The sequence below is a fragment of the Rhodococcus sp. CX genome (assembly GCF_015865005.1).
GTDB lineage: Bacteria > Actinomycetota > Actinomycetes > Mycobacteriales > Mycobacteriaceae > Rhodococcus.
Genome location: NZ_JADZGH010000235.1, coordinates 1 through 6,371 on the forward strand (window position 1 = coordinate 1; position 6,371 = coordinate 6,371).

The window sequence follows — 6,371 nt, forward strand, 5'->3', positions numbered from 1 at the left end:
GCCGCGTCGTTCCCGGCGGGAACCGCCAGCGCGCACGCCGACACGAACGCGGCGCCGCGCCGTTCGTCGGGAACGTCCGCGAGCTGGGCGAGCACGAGCGCGGTGTTCGCCTCGTCGTTGCCGTGCGCGCCGGACCAGCGCGCCGACAGCACACCCGGCATGCCGTTGAGGGCGTCGACCTCGAGCCCGGAGTCGTCGGCGACGCACGGCAGGCCGGTGGCGAGCGCACCGTCGCGGGCCTTCGCCGCGGCGTTCTCCTCGAAGGTCGCGCCGGTCTCCGGGGCCTCCGGGAAGGGCGGAACCTCGTCGAGACCGACCAGCTCGATACCGTCGATCCCGGCGCGATCCAGGACGCGCTGCAGTTCCCGCAGTTTCTTCGCGTTCCGGCTCGCGACGAGCACCTTCACCGTCATGTCAGGCCCCGAACTTCTTCTTCACGGGTTCGACGATCTCCGGCTCGGGAAGCACCCCCGGGTACGGCTGCGCGAGCACCTCACGCTGGATGCGGCACAGTTCCTCGATGCCGGCGAGCGCCGAGTCGAGCAGCCCGTCGAGCGTCGAGCGCGCGAAGGTCGCGCCTTCACCGGTGCCCTGGATCTCGACGAGGGTGCCGGTGTCGGTGGCGATGACGTTCATGTCGACCTCCGCGCGCGAGTCCTCCTCGTACGGCAGGTCGAGGCGGATACGGCCGTCGACGACGCCGACGCTGACCGCCGCGATCTGGCACGAGATGGGCTGCGGATCGGTGAGGCGGCCCGCGGCGCGCAGCCAGGTCACCGCGTCGCACAGCGCGACGTAGGCACCGGTGATCGCGGCGGTGCGGGTGCCGCCGTCGGCCTGCAGGACATCGCAGTCGAGCGCGATGGTGTTCTCCCCGATCGCCGCCAGGTCGATGCAGGCGCGCAACGAGCGGCCGACGAGTCGGCTGATCTCCTGGGTGCGTCCGCCGATCTTGCCCTTCACCGATTCGCGACCGCTGCGGGTGTGGGTGGCAGCCGGCAGCATCGCGTATTCCGCGGTGAGCCAGCCCAGGCCCGATCCCTTGCGCCAGCGCGGCACGCCTTCCTCGACGCTGGCCGTGCACATGACGCGGGTCTGCCCGAATTCGACGAGCACCGAGCCCGCGGGGTGATTGGTGAATCCTCGGGTGATCCGGATGTCGCGGAGCTGATCGTCCGCCCTGCCGTCTTCTCGTGTGGTCACCCGACGAGCGTAGGCGATCGGTCAGATGCGGTAGACGTCCCCGGCGGAGACGGCGTGCACCGGGCCCGAGTACTCCGCTTTCGCTTCGGCGATGACGTCCTCGCGCGACGTCCACGGCGGAATGTGGGTGAGCAGCAGCTCCCCGACCCCGGCCCGCGCGGCGACCTGGCCCGCTTCGGTGCCGGACAGGTGCATGTTCTCCGGTCGTGCCGCGGGGTCGTGGGTCCACGACGCCTCGGCGAGCAGCACGTCGGCGCTGCGCGCGAGGTCGACGACCTCGTCGCACATGCCGGTGTCGCCGGTGTACACGAAGGTGCGGCCGGAGTCGCTGGTGATGCGGAACCCGTATGCCTCGGGCGGATGGTTGACGCGACGGGAGCAAACGGACAGTGCCCCGAAGCGGAAGTCGCCGCCGTCGGTGAGGGCGTGGACGTCGAGGGTGTCCGACACGTCGTCGACCTCGCCGGCGCATTCGGCGGAGGCGACGCCCAGCCGGTGTGCGGCGTCGCCGGGCCCGTACAGCGAGACGCGGCCTTCGGGTCGGTTCGGGGAATAGCGACGCCACACGAGCAGACCGGGGATGTCGAGACAGTGGTCGGCGTGCAGGTGCGAGAGCAGGATGGAGACCTCGCCGGGATCGGCATGCCGCTGGAGTGCGCCGAGGACGCCGGGACCGAAGTCGATCACGAGCGGCGGGGTGTCCGGGGCGGTAAGCAGGTAGCCCGACGCCGGAGAATCGGGCCCGGCGACACTGCCCGAGCAGCCCAGAACGGTCATGCGCATAGAGGTCATGCTGCCACGTCGCACGTCCTCGTTGAAGCAGAGCCCGATTACGACCCGGCAACTCACAGTTACACGAACAATGTGACGTGGAGGTCGGGGAGGTGAACGGATCGTCTACGTCTCCGATCCGGAGGGTCCGCCGCTCCTCAGCGCGGCAGCGTGCCGGGCGGGATCGCTGCCCGGCGGGCCCGGCGGGCGTCGGCGGAGAGGACCCACGCGGCGAGGACACCGCCGATCGCCCCGAACAGATGACCCTGCCAGGACACGTGGGGGTCGCTGGGCAGCACTCCCCACAGCATGCTGCCGTAGACGAGCAGCACGACGACACCGATGACGATCTGTCCGGTGTGCCGAGTGAACCAGCCGCGGACGATCAGGTAGGTCAGCCAGCCGAACACCAGTATCGACGCACCGATGTGGATGTAGCCGGGACCGGCGAACAGCCAGGTTCCCACTCCCCCGACGATCCAGATGATCGCGGTCGCGGCGAGGCCCCGGGCGATCCCCGACAGCAGCACGAGGAATCCGAGGACGAGCAGCGGCACGGTGTTCGCCGACAGGTGCGCCCAGCCGTCGTGCAGCAGCGGCGCGAACAGCACTCCCGACAGGCCGTCGATGGAGCGCGGTGCGATCCCGGCCGCGTCCAGGTCCGCGGAGGTGACGGAGTCGACGCCTTCGATCCCGTAGAGCAGTCCGACGAAGCCACCGATCCACAGGGCGGCACGTTGCCACATCGGCCGGGTCACGGCGCCGGTTCCGGTCGGTTCGGTCATGGGTCCATTGTGCTGTGCTCGGCGGCCGCGCGCCGCGGTGCGACGGTCACCGCGCGTCGAACGCGGTGCCGTACACGTCGCGATAGGAGGGGATGCCGGCGAGCCCGGTCGCGCTGAGCAGCGCGTCGACGATCGCCCGTTGCACCACCTCGGCCGCGGCCTCGCACACCGCGGCGAGCACCGGCAGCTCCGACGCGAACGCGTCGGGCAGCAGTCCGGGCGCGGGAAGATCGGCGGTGCCGGTGGACAAGGCGAACAGGGTGTCCCCGTCCAGTGGTGAGTGGGCCGGACGGATCGCGCGGGCCAGGCCGTCGTGCCCGGCGACCGCGACGCGGCGGCACGCGGCCGTGCTCAGCGTCGCGTCGGTCGCGACGACCCCGATCGTGGTGTTCAGGACGGTGCCCTTGGCCCCGAGCAGGCGGCCGGTCTCGAGGTCTGCGGCGGTCGGTGCGGTCAGTCCGAGCGCTGCCGCCCGGCCGGGTCCCAGTCCCCAGGGCAGGCCGGTCTCGGGGTCGACGACGGACCCGACGGGGTTCGCGACGACCAGGGCCGCGACGGTCGCCCCGGCCGCGGCGCCGTCGCCGATGCGGACGCTCGCGGTCCCGACCCCGCCTTTGAGGCTTCCCGCGCGTGCACCGACGCCGGCGCCGACGCAGCCGCGCGGGACGCTCGTCGCTGCGTGCGCGGCCGCGGTCGCGGCGTATCCGCTGTCCGCGGTGGGCCGGGTCGACCAGTCCCCCACCGGCAGGTCGAAGATGACGGCTCCCGGGACGATCGGCACCACGAGCGGTGTCTCGCCGTCGAGGCCCATCACGATGCCGCGACCGTGTTCCTCGAGCCACCGCATTACCCCGTCCGCGGCGGCGAGGCCGTAGGCGCTGCCTCCCGTGAGCAGCACCGCGTCGACGCGTTGCACGGAGTGGCTGGGGTCGAGGAGGTCGGTTTCGCGGGTGCCGGGTCCGCCGCCGCGGACGTCCACGGCCCCGACCGCGGCCCGGTCGGCGAGAACGACGGTGCACCCGGTGGCGGCGCCGGAACCGGGCACGCCGGGCGCGGCCACGGTGACGGTGTCGTCGAGGAGGTGGTGGTGTCCGACGCGCAGGCCCGCGATGTCGGCGAGGGAATCGGTGGGGCCCGGTGACAGCGTCGGGCTCACGGCAGCAACGCCTGCACCAGCGAGTCCTGCATCCAGGTCAGCCAGTGATAGACGTCGAGGTGCGGCGCGCGGGGATCGTCCTCGTCGAGGGTGTCGGGGGTGTCGGCGTCGATGCCGAGGGTGGTGCCGAGCGCGAGGCGCACGTCGTTGAGCCCGTACAGCCAGGCTTCGGCCTGCTCGGGGTTGAGCACGACCTTGCCGCCGGTTTCCGGGACGGTCCGCAGGATCACCGCGCCGGCGGCGAGTTTCGCGTCGATGATGTCCGGTTCGTGGAGGCTGCGCAGGGCACCGTTGAGGTCGGCGGCTTCGTCGTCGGGATGCCTGGTGCTGTCGGCGTCGGCCCGGTGGAAATCCGGCAGCAGCCGCGCGAGGGCGGGCACGTCGGGCGGAGTGGAATTACCGGTGCGCAACCCGGTGATCACGGCGAGGTCGTCCTGCGGGGTCTCGGCGGCGCGTTCCTCGAGCATGCCGAGCACCGAGGCGACCAGGGATCGCAGGACCGACGCTTCGTGCGCGTCCATCTCGGACCGCAGTTTCACTCCGCTGAGCGAGTTCTTCCTGCTCCACTGACGCACGTCGCCCGGCTCCTCCTGTCGGTGCTCATTCGTCGCGCTGCATGGTGGCCCACAGGCCCGCCGCATGCAGGCGCTGGACATCGTGCTCCATCTTGTCACGCGACCCACTGGAGACGACCGCTTTGCCCTCGTTGTGCACTTTGAGCATGAGCTCGGTGGCCTTGGCCTTGCTGTACCCGAAGAGCTTCTGGAAGATGAACGTGACGTAGTGCATCAGGTTGACCGGATCGTCCCAGACCACGGTGACCCAGGGCCGATCCACCGCCTCGATTTCCTCGACGATCTCGGCTTCCGCCGGCATCGCCTGACCTGCCGCCATCACCGGGACGTCGAACGGTTTTGTCGTGGAACACGGCGCCATGTTTCCAGGGTACGGCGTTCCCGCGCGGTGAAAAACCCGCCTCGGCATCCGCAATCTAAGGTGATCGGGTGGCTGCAGACCGTATCGACTCCAACACCACTGGCCCCGTGAGCACCGCGCTGTTCACCGACATGTACGAGCTGACGATGCTCGAGGCCGCGCTCGCGGACGGTACCGGGCATCGGCCGTGCGCGTTCGAGGTGTTCGCGCGGCGACTGCCCGCGGGCCGTCGGTACGGTGTCGTCGCCGGGACGGCCCGTCTGCTCGACGCCCTCGCCTCCTTCCGGTTCGGTGACGCCGAGCTCGACGTCGTCTCCCGGTTCCTGTCGCCGTCGACGGTCGAGTGGCTGCGCGCCTACCGCTTCTCCGGAGACATCGACGGTTACGCCGAGGGTGACTTCTACTTCCCCGGCTCGCCGATCCTGTCGGTGCGCGGCTCGTTCGCCGAGTGCGTGCTCCTCGAAACCCTGGCCCTGTCGATCCTCAATCACGACAGCGCGATCGCGTCGGCTGCGGCCCGCATGGTCAGCGCCGCGGACGGGCGCACCATGATCGAGATGGGCTCGCGCCGCACCCACGAGGAGTCCGCGGTCGCCGCGGCACGCGCCGCCTACCTGGCCGGGTTCGACTCGACGTCGAACCTGGAAGCGGCACGGCGCTACGGGATTCCGGCCGCGGGCACCGCGGCGCACGCGTTCACGCTGTTGCACACGACGACGGCCGGCCGCAACGAGGAGTCCGCGTTCCGCAGCCAGATCGAATCGCTCGGCGTCGACACCACGCTGCTCGTCGACACCTACGACATCACGGCGGCGGTGCGCACCGCGGTCGAGGTCGCCGGTCCGCAGCTCGGCGGGGTCCGCATCGACTCCGGTGATCTCGGTGTGCTGGCCCGGCAGGTCCGCGAGCAGCTCGATTCGCTGGGTGCGACCGGCACGAAGATCGTCATGTCCGGTGACCTCGACGAGTACGCGATCGCGGGACTGCGCGCCGAACCGTGCGACGTGTACGGCGTCGGGACGTCGGTGGTGACCGGTTCCGGCGCCCCGACCGCGGGCATGGTCTACAAGCTGGTCGAGGTCGACGGCATCCCCGTCGAGAAGCGCAGCGCGCACAAGCAGTCGCGGGGCGGCGCCAAGCGCGCGGTGCGGTTCGCGCGGCCGACGGGCACCCTCACCGAGGAAGTGATCTACTCGGCGCACTTGCCGGCACCGACCGGTGAGGGCACCGCGCGCGAGCTGATGGTGCCGCTGGTGCGCGGTGGCGAACTCGTCGAAGGGCTTCCTACCCTGGAAGAGAGCCGGGCGTTCCTGGCGGCCGGCTTGGTGAGCCTGCCGTGGGAGGGCCTGATGTTGTCCGAGGGCGACCCGGCAGTTCCCACCCGTTTCGTCGGTCAGGGGTGAGGACGATGACACGCGCTCTGATCATCGTCGACGTACAGAACGACTTCTGCGAGGGCGGTGCGCTCGCGGTCGCGGGCGGTGCCGCGGTCTCGGCGGACATCAGCAACTACGTTGCCG

8 protein-coding genes and 1 pseudogene are annotated in these 6,371 nt (G+C 70.9%); 2 read left to right on the forward strand and 7 right to left on the reverse strand.

Features of this window, described 5'->3' with window-relative positions; all coding sequences use genetic code 11:
- From I0Q12_RS26270 to clpS, 7 genes are all read right to left on the reverse strand, one after another.
- A partial coding sequence (locus I0Q12_RS26270; protein WP_197256197.1) for a non-canonical purine NTP pyrophosphatase occupies positions 1 to 413 on the reverse strand: 413 nt, incomplete at its 3' end.
- Position 414: 1 nt separating this feature from the next.
- Positions 415 to 1,203, reverse strand: a complete 789-nt coding sequence (gene rph, locus I0Q12_RS26275; RefSeq protein ID WP_197256199.1) for a ribonuclease PH — start codon at positions 1,201 to 1,203, stop codon at positions 415 to 417.
- A 21-nt stretch (positions 1,204 to 1,224) separates the two neighbouring features.
- The gene (locus tag I0Q12_RS26280; RefSeq protein WP_197256201.1) at positions 1,225 to 1,986 is read right to left on the reverse strand and encodes a cyclic nucleotide-degrading phosphodiesterase; all 762 of its coding nucleotides are present in this window, start codon (positions 1,984 to 1,986) and stop codon (positions 1,225 to 1,227) included.
- A 146-nt stretch (positions 1,987 to 2,132) separates the two neighbouring features.
- Entirely contained in the window at positions 2,133 to 2,759 is a 627-nt protein-coding gene (locus I0Q12_RS26285) for a rhomboid family intramembrane serine protease (protein ID WP_197256203.1), read from the reverse strand.
- Positions 2,760 to 2,805: 46 nt separating this feature from the next.
- Positions 2,806 to 3,915: a P1 family peptidase gene (locus I0Q12_RS26290; RefSeq protein WP_197256205.1), complete on the reverse strand. Its 1,110-nt coding sequence runs from the start codon at positions 3,913 to 3,915 to the stop codon at positions 2,806 to 2,808.
- Positions 3,912 to 4,490 (reverse strand): DUF2017 domain-containing protein, encoded by a 579-nt coding sequence (locus tag I0Q12_RS26295; RefSeq protein WP_197256207.1) that lies wholly within the window; start codon positions 4,488 to 4,490, stop codon positions 3,912 to 3,914. The genes I0Q12_RS26290 and I0Q12_RS26295 overlap by 4 nt, the downstream gene beginning before the upstream one ends.
- A gap of 25 nt (positions 4,491 to 4,515) precedes the next feature.
- Positions 4,516 to 4,851, reverse strand: a complete 336-nt coding sequence (clpS, locus tag I0Q12_RS26300) for an ATP-dependent Clp protease adapter ClpS (protein ID WP_197256209.1) — start codon at positions 4,849 to 4,851, stop codon at positions 4,516 to 4,518.
- 68 nt (positions 4,852 to 4,919) lie between these two features.
- On the opposite strand from clpS, the gene I0Q12_RS26305 reads away from it, so the two are divergent.
- On the forward strand, positions 4,920 to 6,254 hold the full coding sequence (locus I0Q12_RS26305; RefSeq protein ID WP_307846540.1) for a nicotinate phosphoribosyltransferase: 1,335 nt from the start codon (positions 4,920 to 4,922) through the stop codon (positions 6,252 to 6,254).
- Between the two features lie 5 nt (positions 6,255 to 6,259).
- Positions 6,260 to 6,371, forward strand: a pseudogene (locus I0Q12_RS26310) (nicotinamidase); the annotation flags it as partial.

Excerpts from the sequence above, each read along its gene's own strand:
- I0Q12_RS26280 (WP_197256201.1), bottom strand. The coding sequence starts at position 1,986 with ATGCGCATGACCGTTCTGGGCTGCTCGGGCAGTGTCGCCGGGCCCGAT.
- clpS (WP_197256209.1), bottom strand. The coding sequence starts at position 4,851 with ATGGCGCCGTGTTCCACGACAAAACCGTTCGACGTCCCGGTGATGGCG.
- I0Q12_RS26285 (WP_197256203.1), bottom strand. The coding sequence starts at position 2,759 with ATGACCGAACCGACCGGAACCGGCGCCGTGACCCGGCCGATGTGGCAA.